The organism is Methylomonas sp. MgM2 (assembly GCF_054172045.1).
The window spans coordinates 80,277-102,595 of record NZ_JBSYXO010000017.1; the positions used below are offsets into that span (position 1 = coordinate 80,277).

Here is a 22,319-nt window from a genome sequence, read left to right on the forward strand (position 1 = left end):
ATGAAAACAATTTTTTTCACTACGTTGTTAGTGACATTCGGCATACTGTTGCAAGTTCAAGCTCAAACTCTGGATAGAATCGTAGCCATCGTCGAGGATGATGTGATCTTGGAGCGCGAACTCGACAGAGAAGTCGCCGCGGTTAGTAATAAATTACGCAGCACAAATGTGATGATGCCCCCCGAGTTTGTGCTGAAAAAGCAAGTTTTGGAGCGCATGATCGTCGATAAATTGCAGCGTCAATTGGCGGCAAGATCAGGCATTCAAGTCAGCGACGAAATGTTGAGAAATTCGGTTGCCGATATCGCGGCCAGAAACAATATGTCAATGGACCGGTTTAAACGGGAACTAGCCGATCAAGGCATGGATTATCAGGCCTTTGAAGAAAATCTACGCAATGAGATCATCATCAATCAGCTACGCGGCCGTGAAATCAGCTCGCGCATCAAAGTCACCGATGCCGAAGTAAACCATTATCTGGAAACCCACCAAAATACCGGTTCGGCCGACATGCGATACCATCTAGGCCACATATTAATTTCGATACCTTCCGGCGCGTCGTCCGCTACGATTGCTAAAGCTAAAGACAAAGCTGAAAAAACCGTAAACGAGTTACGCGCAGGCAAGGACTTTAGTGAGACGGCAATCAGCGTGTCGGACGATGACAATGCCTTGAACGGCGGCGACCTTGGTTGGCGGAGCATGGCGCAAATCCCCACCCTTTTCACCGATATAGTCATTCATATGGCGCAGGGCGATGTTTCCGACCCTATTCGCAGTCCCAGTGGCTTTCATATCATCAAAATGCTGGAAACCGAAGGCGCTGTTCACCATATCGTCACGAAAACTAACGTCCGCCACATCCTGATCAAAACCAACGAACTGATTGACGACGAAGAAGCCAAAAAACGCTTATTGGCACTAAGAGAACGTATCATCGATGGCGATGACTTTGCCACACTGGCCCGGTCTCATTCCGACGATAAAGGGTCTGCGATCAATGGCGGTTCATTGGATTGGGTCGGTCCCGGCGCCCTCGTCCCTCCATTCGAAGAAGCCATGAACAAACTTGCCATCAACGAAATCAGCAAGCCCGTGCAAACCCAGTTCGGCTGGCATATCATCCAAGTATTGGGCCGTGAAAGTCAGGACGATAGCGAACAATATAGAAAAGACAAAGTTAGAGATGAAATCCGCAAACAAAAAATTGAAGAAGAAACCGAATTATGGTTACGACGTTTGCGCGACGAAGCCTATGTGGAAATCGACTTGGATAGACTTTAAACGGAAATAAACCATATGCCCGTTCAACCTCGTAAGCTGGAAAAACTGAAGAAACGTTTGCAAACCGTTTTAAACCAAAGAAATCTTCAGACACACCGTGCCGTAGTCGAGCAGCTTAGTCAGGAATTGATGATAGATCCAACCGATTGCGCGGCCGGACTATTGTTTATTAGCCAGCCGCACTTATTTCAATGCCCGAAAGAAAACGAATCGGTAAAGACACTGACCTCGCATTTTAAGCCGGCAACACGGCGTAACGTTCGCTACCGATTGGATGTCGGCACTCAACATCAAGTTACAGCGGAAGATTTAATCGAGGTGCTGATCGAAGAATCCGGCGTCGATCGAAAACGTATCGGCCGCATTGAAATGCACGAGACTTATTCCTTGGTTGACTTGCCTGACGGAATGCCGGCAGACATTTTCCAATTGTTAAGCGAAGCGGCGGTAGGAGACCGGCGGCTCAATATCAAGCGGGTTAAACAAAACCGCCGAAAATATCGAGATCCCAAACTAGCGGGCAATCGGCGGCCTGAAGATGTCGGCTAAGTCGGTATCTTCCGCAAATAGCGGTATCGCGCAAAAATAAACATGAAACCTCAACCGTTCCTTACAAGGTAAACCGCACCCCGATCCAGGCAGCCCTTGGCGCACCTACGCCAACAAAACGGCTGTTTTGTTCGCCTATGCCGAAGTCATCCTCCAAAACATCGCCCGTATTTCCCCACGCACCGAAATTGACATAGTCTTTGTCAAACAAATTGTTGACCCGGCCAAACAAAGCAACGTACTGGTTGAACCGATATTCGCTGCGCAGATTGAAAATGACGAATCCCGGAATTTGGGCGGTTAGATTGGCTTCATCGCCGCGCAGATATTGCGAGCTGTTGTAATGCATGTCAAAGCCCAATGTCCACTCGGGCAGTATGTCGTAATCCGTGCTGAACTTAGCCATATGCGCCGGGATTCCGGGAATCTTGTCGCCAGGATTGACGGCGGTATTCCCGTTTGCATCGGCTTCCGGATTCGCGGCATTCTGACTCAAGAACGAGGTTTGGTAGGTAGCGTCGATGTAGGTGTAATTAGCCGACCAGCGCCAGCGATCGTAAAACACGCCGGACAGTCCCACTTCCGCGCCTTGCCGTTGAGTTTTTCCGACATTGGCGAAATACCCCATACTATTGATAGAGCCGTCGCCCTGCCAGATAATATCGTTATTGTTGACAATATGGAAAAAACCGGCATTCCAGTCCATGTAGCCATTCATCAATTGTTTCAGACGACCACGGAAACCCGTTTCCCAATTGTTGGCAACCACTTGTTGAAGAGGCGGATCGGACACGAAAGCATTGGGCAATTTACAAGGGGCGGACGGATCGGCGCAGCTCAGTTCCATGGGGGTCGGCACCCTCGAAGACTCGCTGTAGTTGCCGTAAAAGGTTAACTCCGGCATGAAGGCGTAGGTCAGGCCTGCCGCGGGATTGATGCGGTTATAACTGTGGTACCCGTTCAGGTTCTCGTCGGGATCGTCTCCGGGAAACTGGTCTTTCAATTCCAGATGGGTCATGTTGTATCGCCCCGACACGGTCACATCCAATTTATCGGTGACCGACAAAGTGTCGGTCAAATAAACGCCGTAATTACTGGCTTCAGTGTTTAAGCGCACATGGGACTCAAGCAAATAAACACCACCGGCATCCACACCTCTGTCATAGGTCAAACTGCCCAATTCCGTGTCGGCGCTATAGTGCGCCGTACTGTGATCGTAAGTAGCTCCGGCAACCAATTGGTTGGGCATATCTAACAGTTTGTGGTGAAACGCGTTCTGCAACACGAAGCCGAAGGATTGTTGGTTCGTTTCCGAAGTGTTGATAGTCCCGCCCAATAGATCTTCATTAGCGGCAATGTCGTTGCCCGAGAGATCGAGCACCGGATCATCGTCACCCTCTTCACAAATCAAATTGGGATCGTCGTCGCATGCGCCCAGTTCGCTACCATCGCCGTTATAAGTACTGATATTGTTGCGCCTATAGTAAGCCGTGCCGGACAATTGGTTCTTGTCGTTCCACCAAGTCTCTCCGTCCAGAGACACCATCAAGAATTGATTCGTGGTCTGATCGGGATAGGTAAAGACTTTGTCCCGGCCATACGGCAGCAACTCTTCGGGCACCGCCCCGTTGCCGCGCAGGGAATTGTCCGCGCCGGCGATATTCAAATCCAGGCTGGATGCGTCGCCGCGCCAACTCAGAGTACCGAATCCCCGATTGACATCGCTGCGTGAATGATCGCGCCAGCCGGCTTCGGAAAAATGATTGAAATCGATGAAATACCCCCAGGTGCCGTTATTCCAACCGCTGCTAATTTCTTCCGAGTTTCTATCCCAAGAACCGCCCTGTACTTCCAAAACATGCTTGGGCGCGGAAAAACCGGTTTTGGTGTTGATCGTAATTGCACCGCCTAATGCATTCAAACCGAACGCCGGATTGACAGCCGGCTGCAAAGCCATGTTGTCGATCGCCCCTTGCGGTATCAAATCCCAGTTGATCATGTCGCCGAACGGCTCGTTGAAACGCACACCGTCGACGTAAATTGCCAAGCCCTGCGGCATTCCCATTAACGGAGAAGCGCTAAACCCGCGATATAGAATATCGGGCTGCAAAGGGTTGTTTTGGGCATCGTTGACGTTGACACTGCCCATATAACGATTCATGTAATCGGCCAAAGACAGAGCTTGAGATTCTTGTATGTCTTCCGATGTCAAGGTCTGCACATTGGCCGGAATCTTGTTGACGTCCATAGCGCCGAATTGCAAAGGCGACACCGCAACCACCGTCACATCATCCAAAGCCACAGTTTCGCCGGCCCTTTGTTCGGCGACGGCCTTAGTCAAGGGCAACAACACAAACCAGGGTAATAAACCCGCGGCAATTGTTCTCATAGCTTCACCGTAACGCATCTATCAATCGAAAAATGCCGCATGATAGCTAGCACGCGCAATTGCCGCCACAGCCATACTTGAAAAAGGAATTTTTCCCTGTATTAAAGTACGAACGGTCGCTGAATATTTGCCACACCGTCTAATATGGGCGGGTTAAAATACAAAGTTAAAATTTCTGAAAGATCATTCCCCATTAGGCCTCATGAATATTCAATATATCGACCGCCCGGAACAATTGCCTCAACTGTGCGAACAAATCAGCCGCGAACCCTGGATAGCCCTGGACACCGAATTTTTGCGCGAAAGAACCTATTATCCAAGGTTTTGCCTGTTGCAAATTGCGGCGCCCGGCTGGGTCGCTTGCGTCGACCCGCTCTCGATTGCCGACCTCGGTCCGTTATTCACCGCCATATACAATCCCGCCATCACCAAGGTCTTACACTCTTGCCGTCAGGATTTGGAAATTTTTTATCAGATCACCGGCAGAATCCCCGGCCCGATTTTCGATACTCAAATTGCCGCACCGTTGCTGGGTTTTCAGGAAAACCCCGGTTACGCCATGCTGGTTTCCAGCTTTTTAAACATCAACCTCAGCAAGGCTCATACTCGTACCGACTGGTCCACACGTCCACTCAGCCGGGACCAAATTCAGTACGCTGCGGACGACGTTATATATCTATGCAAAATTTATTCGCTCATGTGCGAGCAACTCGGAAAATTGGGTCGGCTGGACTGGCTGGAAAGCGATTTTGCGTTGCTCAATGATCCCGAGCTGTATCAACTAACCCCGGAGAACGCCTGGCTGAAAATACGCGGAAAAAATAAGCTGACCGGCCGCCAACTCTCGATTTTGCAAGCGTTAAGTGAATGGCGGGAACAAACCGCTCAAACTGAAAACAAGCCTCGCAATTGGTTGTTTCCGGACGATATGCTGCTGGAACTGGCCAAACTACAACCCGTGACGATGCCGGAGCTGAACAAAATTCGCAATATCAACGAGCGTAGCGTCAACCGTTACGGAAAGACCATTTGCGCGTTAATCGAAGCCGCCCGCCAGAACCCTCCCAAACCGCTGAAAGAAAAAGACCGCCCGGTCAAGAAAACACAGCAACATGAAGCCATACTGGACGTCCTAAATGCGGTCGTCCGCATTCGCGCGGAAGAAAACTCTTTGAATCCCGTAATACTTGCGACGCGTAAAGACCTCGAACAGTTGTTGTTCGGTGAAGAAAGCTGCGCGCTGTTACATGGCTGGCGTTACAAAATGGCGGGCAAAGAATTACAAAGTTTATTGCAAGGCGAATATCACCTAAGCCTGACGCCGGACACGGTAGTACTGACCGATAAACCGACCTAGCCGAACCAATCAAGCTCCGGCGCAATAGCGGTGCTGGAATTCGCCCGCCGGTATTGGCTTGGCGAACAGATAGCCCTGTGCAAAATCGCAACCTATCGACTTTAACAGGGCGCGCTGCTCGTCGGTTTCCACGCCCTCGGCAATGACCTTTAATCCCAGTTTGTGAGCCATCACGATGATAGCTTCACACAATACGAAATCGCTTGAATTCGGATTTAAATTGCGTACGAAAGATTGATCGATTTTCAGATAATCGATATCGAATTTTTTTAAATAGGCTAAAGAGGAATAACCTGTTCCAAAGTCATCGATAGCCACTTGAATACCGGCATCTCGAAATACCAGCAAATGTTTGCTCGTCTTGGTATTGGCTTCCAATAGGAGACTTTCGGTAATTTCAACGACAACGGCTTGGCCGGGTAAGCCCAATTTTTGCAGCCATGCCAACCAATCGTTGGCATCGTGTCGGCCGTCCAAAAATTGCTGGGGTGATTTATTAATGCTAATCTGAAAATCAGGGTGCAAGGTTTGCCGCCAAATAGCGACTTGCTCAGTCGCCGTTCTGAATACCCAGTCGCCAATGTCTTTAATCAAGCCCGCATCTTCGGCCAACGGCACAAACTCCGCAGGACTCACCATACCTCGCTCCGGATGCCGCCATCTCAGCAAAGCCTCTGCTTTATGCACACTGCCGGACGCCAAATCCACGATGGCCTGATAAACCAGCGAAAACTGCCGGCCGCTTAACGCTCCACGCAGGTCGCTGATCAGCGCCGCTCTCGCATTCAGAGCTTCCTGCATGGATGAAGTAAAAAAACTGTAACGGTTTCTACCTAAATTTTTGGCGGCATACATCGCTTGGTCGGCATTTCTAAGCAGTTGGCTAAGCTCAAGACTATCATCCGGATATAGGGTGATACCGATACTTGCCGAGACATAAACCGGCTGCGTGTCTAATAAAAAAGGCTCGCTGAACTGGCGTATCAAATGTTGGGCAATCCGCTCGGAACTGTCGATATGATCGAGGTCGCTTAATATGATGGTAAACTCATCGCCTCCGAGCCGAGCGACGGTGTCCGATTCGCGAACCGCGGATGCCAAACGTCGCGCGGCCTCTTGCAACAACACATCGCCCATTTCGTGCCCCATGGTATCGTTGACTTCCTTAAATCGATCCAAATCGATAAACATTAAGCAGAAGCGTTGCTGCATACGATGCGCCTTTTTAATTTCCAGATTTAAGCGTTCGCGCAACAGGCGCCGATTCGGCAGACCGGTTAGCGGATCGAAATTGGCGTGCTGCCAAATTTGTTCTTCCGATTGCTTACGCTGAGAAATGTCGGAAAATAGCGCAACCCGCCTCAACGCTTGTCCGTCACGATCGAAAATCGTGTTGATCACAATTTCCTCGACGTACAATTCGCCCGATTTCCGACGATTTTTAATTTCTCCTCGCCATCTACCTGTAGCAAGAATGGATTGCCACATCGACTGATAAAAGTCTTTGTCATGAAGTCCCGAGGCGAGGACTTTCGGATCTTTTCCGTCGACGTCCGCAAACGAATAACCTGTCACTTCACTAAAAGCGTTATTTACTTTTAAGATTTTGTTGTCCGCATCGGTAACCACCATCGCTTCGCTGCTGTTATCGAAGACTAAGGCCGCGAGCTTCAATGCCGCTTCGGATTCCTTACGCTGACTGATATCGCTGGAAAATCCCACAGTTCCCAAGACTTCGCCGCTAATGTCGATTAACGGCGCTTTATAGACCTCAAGCCAGCGGCTCACTCCTTCTATTATCGCTTTCCGTTCAACTGTCTTCTGCCGCCTTTCGGCCATCACCGTTTCATCATCCCGGCAATAAAGTTCGGCCAAATCCCTAGCAAAGATGTCGAAATCGGTTCGGCCTATGATTTGGTTTCTATCGGCGTGACATTGATCGCAAAAGGTTTTATTCGCAGCCAAATAGCGGCCTTCATTGTCTTTCAGCCAAACTGAAAACGGGAAATTATCCAGCAGCGAACGCTGCCGATCTTCTTGTTGCTTTAATCTTTGTTCGATTTCACGTCTTTCGGTAATATCGCTGAAATACCAGATGCGGCCGTAATAATTACCCAGCCGGTCCCGGACCGGCGACGAAAAACGTTGAAGGATCGTACCATTAGATAACTCGACTTCATCCCTGCTAACTTCATCCGGATGCTCATACAGATAAACCACTTTTTCTACGAATAGCTGCGGGTTTTTGGTTTTATCTTTAACAAATTCAAGCTGAACCCGATCGTCGTCTTGTTCAACAATGTCATCCGGTATGTCCCATAATTGCGCCAAGCGTTTGTTTTGCAGCAGCTTGCTTCCATCCGCATCGACCACGAGAATACCATCTAACGTGGATTCCATGATGGCCTCAAGAAACGTAGTGCGCCAGAGTAACTGATCATCAATGCGCTTGCGCATGCTGATGTCTTCATAAATACCTAACACGCCAATCACTTCCCGGTCGGCATTCCGTAACGGCAATTTGGAGCTACGTAACCAAACGGTTTCTCCATTCGATCTGATTTGAGGTTCTTCGTAGCCGACCCTACTAAGACCGCTTTCCATAACGTTCCGGTCATCCGACTGGTATTGCTCGGCTTGCGCCCACCAATCAAGCTGATGATCACTTTTACCGATTACAGCATCTACGCTCTCTATTCCCGCATCAGACGCAAATAATCGATTAGCGCCTAAATAACGGGACTGCTTATCCTTCCAATAAACTCTTAGCGGCAAAGTCTCCAGAATGGTCTGCAGCAATACCACGGAATCCGACAACGCTTTATTGGTTCGGACTTGTTCGGTCAGATCCATAAACGTGACTAAATACTCGTTATCGTATATCCCGCCTAAGGGTCCGGACCCGACCATCACGTGACAAATATCGCCGTTTTTACAGCGAAGCGATTTCTGAAAAGGCTCAAACGGCTTGCCGGTTTGTTCGGCTTTTTGCAAATGTGCTCGCCAAGTGGACCTAACCCATTCTCGATAATCCGGATCCGGATGGGCGTTCCGCCACCAATCCGTCAAGGTTGGAATGTCGTCTAGCGTATATCCGAAGGTTTTAACAAACGCAGGATTCAGTGAAGTAATTCTTTGGTGTTTATCGTTCAACGCGCAAGGTATCGGCGAGGCGTCGATAATAGCTTGCAATCGGCGCTGACTAATCCTTATATTTTGCGCGTAATGCCGGTTACTCTGTAGTGTCAGTACCAAAATGGTACCGGTCCAGGACAAAATGGCCGTGTAACACCAGAAATTCAACATGCCCGTTTGCTGAAAATCGCCGGCAAACAAGCCATGGTGACGCACGGCGCCAAATAAGCCCATCACCACTACGATGCTGGAAACCAACATCACACCATGGCGACCGAAGCGCAGTGCGGCCCAAACCATGCATAAATACATCCAGTATCCATGGGGAATTTTTTCGAACCACCCTGTGAATTTTCCGAGAAACACCAGCTGGCCGAAAAACAGGCAGGCAAGGATAAACACCACGGCTTCCAGTGCCCGTTCGCGCCTAAACCATTCCTGCGGCCATCGCCGCCAAATCAGTAAGGCGGGCGTGGTAAAAACAATACCGAATACATCGGCCATCCACCAATGCAACATCGATTGCGACATTAGCGGCGTGGGAATCAATCCCCCCCACCATATCGCCCAAGGCCCCAAAATTGCACTAATCACCGAACAAGCGGCGGCAATGTAGACTAAGTGGAAAAAATGCCACGGCCGGTTCAGTAAAATCGAAAATTTGGGATTCCGGCGTAACCACCAGGCTGCAGCTACCGATTCCAAGGTATTGCCGGACGCTATCAACAAGGACATCCAAATGGCGTCATCCACCGTCAATCCAGCCACGAAGGCACCGATGAAAACACCCGGCCAATAGTGGATGCCTTTAAGCAACAATACGGAAAGCCCCACCCCTCCCGAAAACCAGATGAGGGTCACATTACCGGTTTCAGAAAATTGGCTAAGGACTAAATTCGCGATGCCTGCGTAAAGTCCCGCCAGAATAAGCATTCCCGATAAGTCTTGCCAACGATAGCGGCGAATTCTCATGCTAGAGCCCTTATAAAATAAGACGACACTAGGATGCTAATACACCCGGGATATACCTGCTGCCAACCAATCCTCATAAGCTTTAAATGCCGCCATTCCCGCCAATCCCAGGAAAATTAACCCACTGATTCTGTGCAGCAGTGTCAGCGGAATGCGCTGCAATACCGTGCGCCCCGCTAATACTCCCAACCCGGAAGTAAACGTCAACGCCAATGTCGAACCCGTCCAAACCGCGAACGGCAAAGCCGTGCTACTGAAAGCAACCACTGCCAGCTGGGTTTTATCACCAAATTCGGCGACGGTAATCAACAAAAAGGTCGTAAAAAAAATCCCATGTCCACTTTTTTCGACGACTTCTTCGTCATCCTCATGCGCTTGATTTAAAAGCGCGTGCAAACCAAAACCACCAAACAGCAACGAGACGGCGGCTGCAACAAGATAAGCGGGTAACCACCTGGCTATCGCAGCCCCGAACACCACCGCCAGCGTATTCAAAAAAGCAAAAGCGAAAATCGCCCCCCAGACAACGGGAATCGCCCGATGCCGAGATGCCAAAGTCATACACACCAACTGACTTTTGTCACCAATTTCCGCTGCTGCGATCAACGCAAAACTGGTGATAGTAGTGGTAGCGAATTGAGGAATGTTAGCGCTGTGCAAATAGGCAGGAATTTGAGCGAAAGCGTCCATAGCGAAAAAAAAATAACAGTGACAATTCTGATTGACGGGAGGTAAACAATGCGGCCGCCAGTATGCCGTTTACCTTCCTCCTTTTATTTTAGCCTCGTCAGCCCAATATCTTGTCCAGCATCATCATGATGATAAAACCGGCCATCAACGAAAATGTGGCTACGCGGGACCGGCCTTTGGAATGCGTTTCCGGAATGATTTCCTCGCTAATTACAAACAGCATCGCACCGGCGGCAAACCCCATGGCAATGGGCAAAACCGAAGAAAATATCGTTACCATAGTAATCCCCAACAAACCTCCGACAGGCTCTACCAAACCCGTCAATGTCGCTATTGCGACGGCTTTCCATTTGTTATAGCCCAATCCCACTAACGGCAACGCCACCGCCAAACCTTCCGGCAAATTCTGCAAGGCGATTGCAATCGACAACACAAGGCCGTTTTTCATATCGCCGGAACCGAAGCTCACTCCCACCGACATGCCTTCGGGAAAATTATGGATGGTGATGGCAATGATGAATAAAGAGATTTTTTGCAGCGAATCCAGACTTTCATCGGCCACCGCATCGAAATGCAGATGCGGTAATTTTTCGTCGGCTAAATGCAAAAATATCGCACCGATAAGCATACCGGCGGATACGATCAATAAACCTTTCCCCGGCCAAACCAATTCGCCGTAATCCATGCCGGGCACTAATAAAGAAAACGCCGTGGCGGCCAACATAACCCCAGCGGCCGCGCCCAGCATCCCATTAAACAAACGTACGGAGATATCCTTAAAAAACAACGCGGGCAATGCGCCCAGCCCTGTCGCCAACCCGGCCAGAATACTGGCCAAAAACCCCACGACGACAATTTCGTCGAAAATCAAATACAGACTACCGAATATGAAAACCTGACTCAGCAAGAACAGTCCGGCAAGAACGGCCCAACGTTGCGGAGTTGGCAGGGACATTACTTTTATGTATTGCGGGTGGGCCTGTAAGTTTGAGTATTGGGTTTCGAAAAAGGTTTTGATATTGAACATTGGAATCCCCGTCTTATGGTCAGATAGCAACAGACGATTATACTGAACACCGCAAAATTAGTAGGTGATTTCTTCGAAACTTTGACTCTGAATGAAGCGAAGCCTTGCCTGAGGCGTCGGCAAACAAGCGGCGGAATCCGCCTAATTCTTCATGCGTGACCGGAGCGATGGGAAGAAACCTTCAGGCGTTGGCAATCGGAAAAGCCAGAACCCGGTCGATAGAATTGCAACCGCAAACTATCATCAACAGTCGATCCAAACCGATCGCCACTCCGCTGCAATCCGGTAAACCCGCCTTCAACGCCGCCAGAAACAACCGGTCTTTGTTCACCTCCGCCAAACCTTGCGCGCGGCGATATTCGATTTCCCGTTCGAATCGCATTTCTTGTTCTTTGGCGTCACTCAACTCGAAGAAACCATTGCCTAGTTCGATACCGTTAACAAAGACTTCAAAGCGTTCCGCTATGCGGGAATCGTTGCGGTCAAGCCGGGCCAATGAAGATTGAACGGCCGGATAGCCATGGACAAAACAGATGACATCTTTCGGCATATATTCTTGTACACAATGGCTGAATAGAAAATCCAACCACATGGCATGGTCGTCCCCGCATATGGCATCCGCCTCCGGATAACCTCGATTACAAGCGAATTGCTTATATTTCTCGCGACTAAAAAGCAACGGGGCAATTCCCGTCATCTGGACGAAAAGTTCTTGATAGCTAATCTGCTTGATGGGCATTCGCGGCATGAGCCCTTCCGACACACTCAACAGTAGAGCGGCAACTTCGGTCATCAGCTGTTGCAAGTCGAAACCGACACGGTACCATTCCAAAATCGTGAACTCCGGATTATGGTAACGTCCGGATTCGCCGTTACGAAAGGCCTTGCAAATTTGATAAATGCTGCCGCTGCCGGCGGCCAGCAGGCGTTTCATCGCAAATTCCGGGGAGGTTTGCAGAAATAGGGACTCATTCTGCGGAGAATGATGAAACCGGCTGGAAAAAAAATCCAAATTAGGATCGGTTCCGGTCGCCCGACATAGCAGCGGCGTCTCGACTTCCAATACGCCGCGCTCGGCGAAAAATCGGCGAATCCGGGCCAACAATTGCGCCCGCAACCGCAATTGCCGCATCCCGGCCGCAGGCCGCCAATTGGCAGTCACTATTCTTTAGCGCGTGACACGTATTCGCCGGTACGGGTATCGACCCTGATGAGCTCGCCGATTTGCACAAAAAGCGGAACACGCACGACGGCCCCTGTTTCCAGCGTCGCCGGTTTACCGCCGCCGCCGGAGGTATCGCCTTTCAGCCCCGGATCGGTCTCGGTAATTGCCAATTCGACAAAATTAGGTGGGGATACCGACAAGGGCGAATCGTTCCACAAAGTCAGCGTACACTTGTCCTGCTCTTTCAGCCATTTGATCGCTTCACCAACAGCATTGGCATCGGCTTGATACTGTTCGAAACTATCCGGCACCATGAAATGCCAAAACTCGCCATCGCTGTATAAATATTGCATTTCGATGTCGACGACGTCAGCTCCCTCAACGGTCTCGCCGGATTTGAACGTGCGCTCGATGACACGGCCGGTTTTCAAGTTACGGATTTTGACCCGATTAAAGGCCTGGCCCTTGCCGGGTTTAACGAACTCGTTTTCGATAATCGAGCAAGGATCGTTGTCCAACATGATTTTTAAACCGCCCCTAAACTCGTTGGTGCTGTAAGTCGCCATTTTTTCCTCGTGAAACAAACAATAATCCGGACGATTATAATGGATAAGGATTTTATTCGGAAACCGGAGCATCATTGAACACCCTTACCGCACCGTGGCAACGTCAACTCGCCGAGGCATTTTCCAATGTTAACGATTTATGCCGGCATCTGGAAATTGACCCATCCGACGTCCCGCTATTACCAAATTTTAAGGACTTTCCGCTGCGCGTGCCGCATAGCTTTGTGGACCGTATGGAAAAAGGCAACCCCGACGACCCTTTATTAAAACAAATTCTGCCTTTGCGGCAGGAACTCGCGGTTTATCCCGGTTATAGCCTTGACCCGGTGGGTGATTTGGAAGCAACTGCCGAAACCGGCGTCATACATAAATACCACGGCCGGGTATTATTAATTACGACCGGCGGTTGTGCGGTTCACTGCCGCTATTGTTTTCGTCGCCATTTCCCCTACGACGAGGTGCGGCTATCCAGCCAAAAATTGAATCAAGCCTTGGCTTATATCGGCGAACGCGAAGACATCAAGGAAGTCATACTCAGTGGCGGCGATCCTCTGTTACTGAGCGACGACAAATTGGAACGCCTGTTTCGGCGGCTTGGAAACATCAAGCATGTCCGTCGCATCCGCATTCATAGCCGTATCCCTGTGGTATTGCCTGCCAGGATTACCGGCCAACTGCTGGATATTCTGGCCAAGCAGGCTCAACTCGTGACATTGGTTTTACATGCCAACCATCCGAACGAGTTGAGTCATGACGTCGGACTAGCCTGCGAGCGTTTAAAAGCACACCGAGTGATGCTTTTGAACCAAAGCGTGCTGTTAAAAGAAATCAATGACGACTGCGATACGCTGTGCGAACTCAGTGAAAAACTGTTCAACTTCAGTGTTCTACCTTATTATTTGCATTGCCTCGATCGCGCGGCCGGCGTTACGCATTTCGAAGTTCTTGAACATCAAGCCAAACAGCTCATACAAGCAGTACAAAAAAAAATGCCGGGTTATTTGGTTCCGAAACTCGTTCGGGAACAGCGCGGCGCTCCTTATAAAATTAGGATTGGCTAAGCTATATGAATAGGAATTGTTCAAGAATATGCCGTCTAAGATTCAAAACGCAATTTCTTTCCGTGTGAAGCTTATGACATCAATTCCCCATGTTCTCCAGCCCGCATAGATTACGCCACGTTCTGCTGATTGCACTGATATTGTTTATATCGGAACTAGCGGTTGCCGTTCTGGAACAACAAGCCGGAGCCGGCGTTGTTGCTCCACTGATGCACCTGACAATTGCAGCGGCTTTCCTCGTGTTACTGGTGTACAGCATGCGGCGTTTTCCGATAAACGCCCCTCCGGAAAGCGACATCAACGGTCTTCGCCAAAGCCGTTTACCGCTTCCCGCCATTTTGGTGAATCGGCAAGGCAGGATTTTGAGCGTTAACCCGGCGGCGGCACGGTCCGTCAAACTCGCGCCAAACGCAATAATCAACCAACCAATCCATGACTTATTCCATCCGCCGAAAACGCCTCGCGAACAGTGCTTGATTTGTCGACATATTAGGATGGGCGCGACGTTGGCGGCGACCGATTTCGCTATTGCAGGTCAAAACTGGCAGCAGATTTCGTTGAACCAAGTCGCCAATGGAAACACAGATCTATTGATTGAATTACATATCGACATCACCAGACGAAAACGAAACGAAGAACAAATGGCGTTAGTCATTAATAGCGCCGGATTAGGTTATTGGGATTGGGACTACACGACGGCTAAAGTTCAAGTTAATTCTCGCCTGCTGGATATGATTGGTTTAGACATGGACGAATTGGATCATGACCTAAGCGATTGGGGGCGCCGCATACACCCCGCGGACCGCGAACAAGTCCAAAGCGTGATAGCGAAACATATCGCATCGAATACACCGTATACAGTCGAATTCCGAATACGACACAAAAAAGGGCATTGGATATGGGTTCAATGTTCCGGGGCCGTGGCGCAACGAGACCCGGTTAGCGGCCGCCCCGTCAGACTTTGCGGAGTCAACCAAGACATCAGCGCTCGAAAGCGAATCGAGAATAAATTGAAAACGGCCTACCAAGTCATCAGCCGAAGCCCTTCCGTGGTATTTAAGTGGAATGGCGCTGACGGCTTACCCATTGAATTCGCTACCGAAAATGCATCGCTGCTACTCGAATATTCCGCGGAAGACCTGCTGAAAGACAAAGTGCTTTATCTAAATCTGATCCATCCCGAGGATAGGCCCGCGGTTGTTGAAGAACTCGCCAGCTGCCGAGACAAACCGGACTGCTTTGAAATAACCCATCAACCGTATCGCCTTGTGTCTCGAAACGGCACCACCAAATGGGTCTACGATCACAAAGTCCTTAGCCGTAATGATCGCGGAGAAGTCATCGCCTATCAAGGTTTGGTGACCGATATTAGCCGTCAAAGTCAGCAAAACAGCGCGATCCGCAACATTATTTCCAGCGCTCGGCAAAAACAATCTCCTTTGACGCTGGACAACCTGACCTTGTTAACCGCGGAAACGCTGAACGCGGATTACACCTTAATCGGCGAGATACGGCCTGACCGGACTTGCCGGACGTTATCTTTTTATCCGACGTCTCGGTCCGGTGACCAGAACGACTACACCATGCATCCGAGTATCGGAGCAATGTTGGCGACCGGCAAAATATGCAGTTACCGGCACAGCGTTAGCCAGCATTTTCCCGGTGAAGCGTGGTTAATCAAACACGACATAGAAGGCTTTATCGGCATACCATTACAAAACGACAGACAACAAACGATCGGCTATGTAATCGCCATGTATTGCCATGCGATACCGGATTCGCAGTTTGCCGAAGGTATCCTCAAACTTTTTGCCGTGCAAATTACGTCGGAACTCGAAAGAACGTCGGCAATGAAAGCATTGGAAACCCAAAAACAACGCCTGGTTGACGCTCAAAGCATTTCGCACATCGGCGACTGGCAATGGCATTGGTCTGACAACCGGTTTAGCTGGTCGAACGAAATGTACCGAATCACAGGGACCAGCCGATCCGTGTTCATTCCGTCGTTTGCCAGCATTTTGACGCAGCTGGTGCATCCCGATGATAGAAACTTGTTCAAAACAGCGCTACAAAATGCCAATACGAACGATGCCATCGATTTTAAACATCGCATCATGTCGCCTGAGGGAGAAATCCGTCATGTCCACCAGCGCGGCAAGGTTATCCACGACGACCAAAATAGGGCAATCGGCATTCAAGGCACCATGCAGGACATCACCGACCGCCTGGAAACGGAAGAACGATTATTGGAAGCCAAACAGGAAGCGGAAAAAGCTAACCGGGTTAAATCGGAATTTCTAGCTAATATGAGCCACGAAATTCGTACGCCGATGAACGCCATCGTCGGACTAGTAGAGTTATGTTTGAACAGCCCGATTAACGCCAAGCAGCGTGAGTACCTCGAACGCACGGAAACCGCAGCCCATAGTTTAATGTCTTTGATTAACGACATTCTGGATTTCACGAAAATGGAATCTGGCAAACTCAGCTTAGACTCTGTACCATTTGTGTTGGAAGATATGCTTGATCAAGTTTTTTCAACCATGGCCGGACTGTGTAACGGGAAACGACTTACCTTAATTCGCCCGACCATTAATCTTCCTTACCAAAGCGTAATCGGTGACCCTCAGCGGCTAAGGCAAGTACTGATCAATTTAATCGGTAACGCGATTAAATTCACCCATCAAGGACAAATTAGCGTAACGCTGCAAGAACTGGACCGTACTAATCGACAAACGACTTTGGAATTCAGTATTAGCGATACCGGTATTGGTATGTCTCAAGCGCAGCAAGACAAATTATTTCATGCCTTTACGCAAGGCGACAACAGCGTTTCCCGGCATTATGGCGGCACAGGGCTTGGTTTGGTTATCAGCAAACAATTGATCGAACAAATGGGTGGAACCATAAAAGTTAGCAGTCAAGAAAATATCGGCTCCTGTTTTAGCTTTACTGTGAAGCTGGGGATTACCGATACTCTTTACCGGCCCGAAGAACCGGTTAAATATTTCGACACCGTTCGATTTCAAACCATTCGCAATGCCCGTATTCTATTGGTGGAAGACAATGAAGTGAATCGCATAGTTGCCACTGAGCTATTGGCTCAAGCTCAATTACAAGTCGATACTGCCGAAAACGGCGAAATTGCATTGTCCAAATTACGGCAAAATCAATACGATTGCGTGCTGATGGATTTACAAATGCCTGTAATGGACGGCTATCAAACCGTCCATAAACTACGAAAATTATCTAACTGCACCTCAATACCCGTAATCGCGATGACTGCGAATGTCATGAGTGACGATCGCAAAAGATGTTTGCAAGCAGGTATGGACGACTTTATCGGCAAGCCGATACTGCCCGCAACCCTTTATGCCGCGTTAATCAAATGGATAAAGCCGGAACGTATGAGTAACACCGAATTCGACCAATTCCCGGAACTTAAGGATGATATTCCTTATCTGTACGGTATCGATCATTCAATCGGCCTGCTGCACACGGCCGAGGACAAATCGGTTTTCAGAAATGTTTTACGAAAGTTTGCCGAAAATCACATCGACGACATGGACGAAATTGGACAAGCCCTATACGATAACAATAAAAGCCTAGCGCGACAGTTGGTCCATACGTTAAAAGGCTTAGCAGGTTCGATAGGCGCCGTTCAACTGCAGGGACATCTGATTCGCCTGGAAGAGCTGCTTTTGCAAACCGACGCTAACGCCACGCTTACTAGCAAACTCGTCAGTTTGGCCACCGTTGAGTTAAGCCGGATAATTCACAGTATCCAAACCTCGCTACCGGGAGCCGAAGTAGCAACTTTAAAACGGGAAAAATCGTTTTCAGCAGCCGAAACTAAACATCAACTCGAAATATTACTCGACAAGCTTCAAGCATTCGATTCCGATGCCGATCAGCAATTGGAACTTGTTTTGGCGAATACGACGCAATCGTCATTGACCCAAGAACTGAATCGGATCAAAAATCAAATAGCCGATTACCAATTCGTCGATGCGGCTAACGCTTTGAAAAAAATCCTAGATTTTCGGACAAATACGACATGAAAAAGCACCCCTGTTATACGATCCTTGCCGTCGACGATAGTCCGGAAAATCTTGACCTGATCAAAAACATACTAGAGCCCTATTATTCGGTAAAAGTGGCCCCGACAGGTGAACTAGCCCTGCATATTGCTCGTACTCAACAGCCGGACATGGTGCTTTTGGATATCGTTTTAACCGACATAAACGGCTATGAAATCTGCCATGAGCTAAAATCTAACGATAAGACGCGCAATATTCCCGTCATATTCCTGACCGCCAAACGTTCGGAAGCGGATGAAATACAGGGCTTTAAAATCGGCGGCTGCGACTACATCACCAAACCCTTTTCGCCAGCCATCATGCTTGCGCGTATCAAGACCCATATTCAATTAAAAGCGAAAACCGATCTTCTGGAAAGATTGGCCTCACTCGATGGCCTGACCGAGATTCCCAACCGGAGAGCTTTCGACAACGCGCTAGAACGCCAATTCAATCAGGCCCAGCGCACACGAACGCCACTTTCGTTGCTGATTCTGGACATTGATTATTTTAAAAAATTTAACGACCATTACGGCCACCCCATGGGCGATGAGTGTTTACGCCGGGTCGCTTCGACCTTGATGGAAATCACTCACAGGCCTGAAGATTTAGTGGCGCGACTAGGCGGCGAAGAATTTGCCATCTTGCTACCGAATACGGACAGCACGGGCGCAACCATGCGAGCCGAACAGTACCGAGCAAGCGTGGAAGGTCTGAATATCCAACACGAATCAAATGATCCTACTCGTTGCGTGACGATATCTATCGGTGCAGCGACAATCACTCCTAAACAAACTAACCATATAAGCGACTTGCTTAAAGCCGCGGACAAATCGTTGTATCAGGCTAAAAATCAAGGCCGCAACCAAGTCTGTTACAAAAACTTGTCCAGCCCGGAATTATAATCATCAATTTTGGCTTGTTTTTTGGTATCCCGTTTATAATCGAGCCAGTTCGATAGTCAAAGTTTCACTTTATGCACCTTTATCTCGATTTTAATGCGTCCTATGCCGCCGCTTTCTTCATAGGCCTTTTCAGTAGTCTGCATTGCATCGGCATGTGCGGTTCGATCATAGGCACCCTGACCTACAGTCTTAGCGCGGATATCCGTAATAACAAGCGGATCTTATTCAGTATCGTACTCAGCTATAATTTAGGCCGCATCGCCAGTTACGCATTGGCGGGCGCCGTTGTCGGTACTCTGCACGCGTTTCTAAGCCTCCCTTTCAGTCAAGGACAAGCATATCGGATTCTACAGGTCGCATCAGCCGTCATCATGAGTGGAGCGGGCTTATATATCGGTGGCTGGTTTCCTCGCTTCGCCTATATCGAGAAACTTGGGTCGCGTTTCTGGAAACTCATTGAACCGTTCGGCCGAAAATTGATTCCCGTCAAAACTCGCATCCAAGCTTTACTATTCGGTATGGTTTGGGGGTGGCTGCCGTGCGGCTTGATTTATACTGCATTAGCGTTAGCGGCAACGACGGGTAACGTAATGCATAGCGCCATGACCATGCTGGCATTCGGACTAGGTACTTTACCTGCTGTTGTCGGGGTTGGTATAATGACTTCGATGCTGGCTAAACTTTCCAGGATTCAGCATTTCAAACAAGCAGTCGGGATTTTACTAATTATTTTCGCGCTACTGGCGGCCTTCCCATGGCTTAATCCGATGCGTATTGAACACATCATGTCGTTTTGAGGGGTTTTACAGTGGATCATTTCAGTTCAATTATTGGTCGTTCTCCGGCACTGGAATCATTGATTCGTAGCGCCAGAATGATCGCCGCTACTGACGTCACAGTTTTAATTAAAGGTGAAACCGGCACTGGAAAGGAAGTGCTTGCCAGCGCCATCCAGAAAGACAGTAACCGTTCCGACAAACCATTTATCACATTGAACTGCGCCGCGTTACCGGAAGGGTTGGTCGAATCGGAGATATTCGGTCATAAAAAAGGAGCATTTACCGGCGCGATAAACGATAAACAGGGACTCTTTCAAGCTGCAGACGGGGGTACCTTATTCCTTGATGAGATCAACTCGCTGCCTTTATCGATTCAATCCAAATTACTCCGATTCTTAGAGTCCGGTGAATGTTTACCTATCGGCAGCACCAAGCCTTATCGTGTCAATGTCAGAGTCATCGCGGCAACGAACTCAGACTTGAACAAACTGATAGAAACCGGTGAATTTCGTAGAGACTTATATTTCCGATTAAACGTAGTTCCTCTGGAAATCCCGACTTTGTACCAGCGGTGCGAAGACATCGAATTACTTGCCAAACATTTCTTTGCCCACTTCGCTGAAACCCATTCGCTGCAAGCGCCCACCCTCAGCAAACAGACGTTGAAAACCCTGTCTGCCTATAGATGGCCTGGTAACATTCGGGAATTACGCAACCTTTGCGAGCGCTTAAGCATTTTGCTTGCGGGCAGAGTCATAGAGCCGGAAAATCTGCCTCACGAATTTACCCGTGGCACAGATGATGCGAAAGCCACCGACTTTAAATTGCCTGAATCCGGCATACAATTGGATGAACTCGAAGCCAACATGATACATCAAGCACTAACCAGGACTAACGGCAACCGCAGCAAGTCGGCACGCTTATTGGGCATATCAAGAGATACATTGCTTTACCGTATTCAAAAGCACGGTTTAGCCACGCATTAGTGTATATCGGGGTTGCCGGCCAATGCGCCTGCAGCTCCTTTGCTAGCACAGCTTTCGCACCCACTGCACCGTGCAATTATCGCTCCTCCCCTGAGCGCGTAAAATCGCCATTTTCGCCATCTTTTTAAGTTCGGCTTTCCCGCTTTCGGGCTGGGACAGACTGAGCAACTCCTGTTCTTTGATCGACTCCCAAAAACCATCGCTGCACAACAGAAAGGTTTCGCCTGTTTGCATCGCCGAAAACTCCTGTATATCGACACACGGTTGAACGCCGATATTAATACTACGCGTCAATTGGTTTTGTTCGGGGTGTATCCCCATTTCCCATTCGCTAAGTTCACCGTCGTCAAACAGTTGCTGAATACGCGAGTGGTCTTTGGTTCGCCATATCATGCGCTCGGGACTGAGGCGGTAAATACGCGAGTCGCCGCAATGCGCGGTGATCACTCGTTCATCGTCTAGATATAAGAGCACACAGGTTGTATGCGCATCAGCCGCGTGAGGGTCGTCGCCGAACAAATCACGCATTTTCGCCACGGTGGCAATAAGCCAATTGTTGACCGCTTGGTTTGCGTTAAACTTGATTTGGGGATGAAAACTGGATGCCAGCGAAATTAATGCACTACAAAAGAAATGCGAGGCCTTTTCGCCGGCATGATGCCCGCCCAAACCGTCGGCCACGGCAAAAACCGCATAGTCGGCGCATATCTTATGCGCCATGCAATCTTGATTAAGCTTCCTATCGCCTGCCGAAGTCAACTGGTAAAATTCGAGTTTGGTCCTCATCAGGAAACCTGTAATCGGGCATCGCGCATCAAGCGTTTCATATCCCTAACAGATTGATCCAAACCCGAAAAAACGGCTTGCGCAATAATTGAATGACCAATATTCAACTCTACAATTTGAGGTATCCGGCAAATTGCCTCCACATTGTAAAGATTCAAACCATGCCCCGCGTTGACCTGCAAACCTGCGCGATTGGCATATTCCGCCGCACGCTGAATGCGAAGCAACTCTTGCCTACGCTCTTGTGATGTAGGGGCGTCGGCATAACGGCCGGTGTGTAATTCGACTACGGGCGCGCCGGCTCTGACGGCCGCATCGATTTGCTTGAACTCGGGATCGATAAACAGCGACACTTCAATCCCGGCTGCAGTCAAGGTCCGACAAGCATCCAACATATTTCCGGCAGAAGCTGCGACATCCAGTCCGCCTTCAGTAGTCAGTTCTTCTCGCCTCTCCGGAACCAGACAACACGCGTGAGGCCTTATTTCCTGCGCGATCTCAATCATCGAATCGGTAACCGCCATCTCCAAATTCAGCTTGGTATGCAAAAGATCTTTCAACAAATGGATATCCCTATCTTGAATATGAC

16 protein-coding genes are annotated in these 22,319 nt (G+C 49.1%); 8 read left to right on the top strand and 8 right to left on the bottom strand.

What is annotated here, in order from left to right:
* The gene (locus ACW73I_RS13840; RefSeq protein ID WP_458029973.1) at nt 1-1,284 is read left to right on the top strand and encodes a peptidylprolyl isomerase; all 1,284 of its coding nucleotides are present in this window, start codon (nt 1-3) and stop codon (nt 1,282-1,284) included.
* Nucleotides 1,285-1,299: 15 nt separating this feature from the next.
* Nucleotides 1,300-1,833 carry a DbpA RNA binding domain-containing protein gene (locus ACW73I_RS13845; RefSeq protein WP_458029974.1) on the top strand — a complete coding sequence of 178 codons (534 nt, stop codon included), beginning with the start codon at nt 1,300-1,302 and terminating at the stop codon, nt 1,831-1,833.
* A 61-nt stretch (nt 1,834-1,894) separates the two neighbouring features.
* Here the strand turns inward: ACW73I_RS13845 and ACW73I_RS13850 are convergent, their stop codons facing one another.
* Entirely contained in the window at nt 1,895-4,222 is a 2,328-nt protein-coding gene (locus ACW73I_RS13850; protein WP_458029975.1) for a TonB-dependent receptor, read from the bottom strand.
* A 202-nt stretch (nt 4,223-4,424) separates the two neighbouring features.
* Here ACW73I_RS13850 and rnd point away from each other — a divergent pair, with 202 nt between their 5' ends.
* Nucleotides 4,425-5,579 (top strand): ribonuclease D, encoded by a 1,155-nt coding sequence (gene rnd, locus ACW73I_RS13855; protein ID WP_458029976.1) that lies wholly within the window; start codon nt 4,425-4,427, stop codon nt 5,577-5,579.
* Between the two features lie 9 nt (nt 5,580-5,588).
* Here rnd and ACW73I_RS13860 read toward each other — a convergent pair whose 3' ends face one another.
* The 5 genes from ACW73I_RS13860 to efp all read right to left on the bottom strand — a co-directional run bounded on the left by ACW73I_RS13860 (nt 5,589) and on the right by efp (nt 13,134).
* Nucleotides 5,589-9,686 carry an EAL domain-containing protein gene (locus ACW73I_RS13860; RefSeq protein ID WP_458029977.1) on the bottom strand — a complete coding sequence of 1,366 codons (4,098 nt, stop codon included), beginning with the start codon at nt 9,684-9,686 and terminating at the stop codon, nt 5,589-5,591.
* A gap of 36 nt (nt 9,687-9,722) precedes the next feature.
* Nucleotides 9,723-10,376 carry a TMEM165/GDT1 family protein gene (locus ACW73I_RS13865; RefSeq protein ID WP_458029978.1) on the bottom strand — a complete coding sequence of 218 codons (654 nt, stop codon included), beginning with the start codon at nt 10,374-10,376 and terminating at the stop codon, nt 9,723-9,725.
* A gap of 97 nt (nt 10,377-10,473) precedes the next feature.
* The gene (locus ACW73I_RS13870) at nt 10,474-11,403 is read right to left on the bottom strand and encodes a ZIP family metal transporter (RefSeq protein ID WP_458029979.1); all 930 of its coding nucleotides are present in this window, start codon (nt 11,401-11,403) and stop codon (nt 10,474-10,476) included.
* Between the two features lie 181 nt (nt 11,404-11,584).
* Nucleotides 11,585-12,565 (bottom strand): EF-P lysine aminoacylase EpmA, encoded by a 981-nt coding sequence (gene epmA, locus ACW73I_RS13875; RefSeq protein ID WP_458029980.1) that lies wholly within the window; start codon nt 12,563-12,565, stop codon nt 11,585-11,587.
* Entirely contained in the window at nt 12,565-13,134 is a 570-nt protein-coding gene (efp, locus tag ACW73I_RS13880) for an elongation factor P (RefSeq protein ID WP_458029981.1), read from the bottom strand. Before efp ends, epmA begins: the two co-directional genes overlap by 1 nt.
* A gap of 74 nt (nt 13,135-13,208) precedes the next feature.
* On the opposite strand from efp, the gene epmB reads away from it, so the two are divergent.
* The 5 genes from epmB to ACW73I_RS13905 all read left to right on the top strand — a co-directional run bounded on the left by epmB (nt 13,209) and on the right by ACW73I_RS13905 (nt 20,944).
* Nucleotides 13,209-14,195, top strand: coding sequence for an EF-P beta-lysylation protein EpmB (gene epmB / locus ACW73I_RS13885; RefSeq protein WP_458029982.1), 987 nt, complete (start codon nt 13,209-13,211; stop codon nt 14,193-14,195).
* An 89-nt stretch (nt 14,196-14,284) separates the two neighbouring features.
* A complete protein-coding gene (locus tag ACW73I_RS13890; RefSeq protein ID WP_458029983.1) occupies nt 14,285-18,256 on the top strand; it encodes a PAS domain-containing protein in 3,972 nt (1,323 codons plus the stop codon).
* Nucleotides 18,253-19,179, top strand: a complete 927-nt coding sequence (locus ACW73I_RS13895; RefSeq protein WP_458029984.1) for a diguanylate cyclase domain-containing protein — start codon at nt 18,253-18,255, stop codon at nt 19,177-19,179. Before ACW73I_RS13890 ends, ACW73I_RS13895 begins: the two co-directional genes overlap by 4 nt.
* A 71-nt stretch (nt 19,180-19,250) precedes the next feature.
* Nucleotides 19,251-19,976, top strand: a complete 726-nt coding sequence (locus tag ACW73I_RS13900; RefSeq protein WP_458029985.1) for a sulfite exporter TauE/SafE family protein — start codon at nt 19,251-19,253, stop codon at nt 19,974-19,976.
* Between the two features lie 11 nt (nt 19,977-19,987).
* Nucleotides 19,988-20,944: a sigma-54 interaction domain-containing protein gene (locus tag ACW73I_RS13905; protein WP_458029986.1), complete on the top strand. Its 957-nt coding sequence runs from the start codon at nt 19,988-19,990 to the stop codon at nt 20,942-20,944.
* Nucleotides 20,945-20,986: 42 nt separating this feature from the next.
* Here ACW73I_RS13905 and ACW73I_RS13910 read toward each other — a convergent pair whose 3' ends face one another.
* Together ACW73I_RS13910 and ACW73I_RS13915 are read right to left on the bottom strand one after the other, a co-directional pair.
* A complete protein-coding gene (locus tag ACW73I_RS13910) occupies nt 20,987-21,730 on the bottom strand; it encodes a PP2C family protein-serine/threonine phosphatase (RefSeq protein WP_458029987.1) in 744 nt (247 codons plus the stop codon).
* Nucleotides 21,730-22,319, bottom strand: a 590-nt coding sequence (locus ACW73I_RS13915; RefSeq protein ID WP_458029988.1) for a pyridoxine 5'-phosphate synthase, incomplete at its 5' end; no start/stop codon positions are given. The genes ACW73I_RS13915 and ACW73I_RS13910, both read right to left, overlap by 1 nt.

Coding starts and splice junctions, on each gene's coding strand:
- ACW73I_RS13895 (WP_458029984.1), top strand. CDS start 18,253: ATGAAAAAGCACCCCTGTTATACGATCCTTGCCGTCGACGATAGTCCG.
- ACW73I_RS13910 (WP_458029987.1), bottom strand. CDS start 21,730: ATGAGGACCAAACTCGAATTTTACCAGTTGACTTCGGCAGGCGATAGG.
- rnd (WP_458029976.1), top strand. CDS start 4,425: ATGAATATTCAATATATCGACCGCCCGGAACAATTGCCTCAACTGTGC.
- ACW73I_RS13845 (WP_458029974.1), top strand. CDS start 1,300: ATGCCCGTTCAACCTCGTAAGCTGGAAAAACTGAAGAAACGTTTGCAA.
- ACW73I_RS13865 (WP_458029978.1), bottom strand. CDS start 10,376: ATGGACGCTTTCGCTCAAATTCCTGCCTATTTGCACAGCGCTAACATT.
- ACW73I_RS13840 (WP_458029973.1), top strand. CDS start 1: ATGAAAACAATTTTTTTCACTACGTTGTTAGTGACATTCGGCATACTG.
- ACW73I_RS13900 (WP_458029985.1), top strand. CDS start 19,251: ATGCACCTTTATCTCGATTTTAATGCGTCCTATGCCGCCGCTTTCTTC.
- efp (WP_458029981.1), bottom strand. CDS start 13,134: ATGGCGACTTACAGCACCAACGAGTTTAGGGGCGGTTTAAAAATCATG.
- ACW73I_RS13860 (WP_458029977.1), bottom strand. CDS start 9,686: ATGAGAATTCGCCGCTATCGTTGGCAAGACTTATCGGGAATGCTTATT.
- ACW73I_RS13850 (WP_458029975.1), bottom strand. CDS start 4,222: ATGAGAACAATTGCCGCGGGTTTATTACCCTGGTTTGTGTTGTTGCCC.
- ACW73I_RS13890 (WP_458029983.1), top strand. CDS start 14,285: ATGTTCTCCAGCCCGCATAGATTACGCCACGTTCTGCTGATTGCACTG.
- ACW73I_RS13870 (WP_458029979.1), bottom strand. CDS start 11,403: ATGTTCAATATCAAAACCTTTTTCGAAACCCAATACTCAAACTTACAG.